At 38.8% G+C, this 1,034-nt stretch carries 1 pseudogene; it reads right to left on the reverse strand.

The features are described from left to right. Positions 1-1,034: pseudogene (locus HMPREF3270_RS10665) on the reverse strand (hypothetical protein); the annotation flags it as partial.

Below are 1,034 nucleotides of genomic sequence, written 5' to 3' on the forward strand. Positions count from 1 at the left end.
CTTTTTCTAATTTGAACCAATCTATTTTGATTAATGTTCCAATCGGTGCATTTGGTAAATATCCACGCACTGTAACAGTCGTGTCTGTTGGCGTGAAAGTCACAGATGTTACATAAAATTTATTTATAGTTGATGAGTTATTAAAATTCATTACATTGGCGTTTCCAAAGTTACGCCATTCTAATGCAACAGGGACGCTTGTATAAACACTTAACGTATAATTTTCACCAACTGTTAAATTTGTGAAAATACGTTCTATACGATTCGAAGTAGATAATGCAGTGACTTCTTTTATAAGTGTATGGTTTTCCACTTTTTGTGTGCCGTAAACTGGGGCCCATTCATTAATACTGCCGCTATAAAAATGAGAATCTGTTACTAAGTTACGCCCTCCGACTTGCACATTGTTCACTGCTGTATTGATTTGATTTGTTGTTGCTGTTTTGTTATCTGTATATTCTTTAATGGTTACACGGTCATTGATTGCATTGCTTAACTGTGTACGTTGAGTGTCTGCGGTATTTAAACGTGTAATGATGTTGTTGACGTCTGCTGTGTATGTGCTGCTTGCCACTTTGCTGCTGATCTGGTCAGCTTGCACTTTTAACTGTGCCGTATTGTCATTGACTTTGGTTTCTAACGGTTTAATGTTGTTGTCGTACATCGTTGTGATTTCAGTTTTATCAGCTTTTAATGTGATACCGTCTTGAAGTTGTTTGATGTCTGTTGATTGTTTTGTCTGTGTTGATGTAATTGGTTCTAGCATTTCATTCGTATAAGTTTGTGCTGCCTTTTGAGTTTCCTCTGCGTATGCCTTAGCTTCTTCTAACTTTGCTTGAGCATCTGCGATTGCTCGTTCTTCTTCTTCGGTAACAATTCCGTCTGCATAAGCCTGTACTTCTGTTTTTCTCAATGCGTCCTGGGCGTCTGCATAGGCCTTTGAAGCTGTTGTCGCGTCTGCTTGTGCTTTTGCTATATTTGCTTGTATATCCTCTGGCGTGGGCGTCCAGTCCGTAGCTTTGTTGCCTTTTTCT

Source organism: Staphylococcus sp. HMSC65H10 (genome assembly GCF_001839185.1).
Classification (GTDB): Bacteria; Bacillota; Bacilli; order Staphylococcales; family Staphylococcaceae; genus Staphylococcus; species Staphylococcus simulans.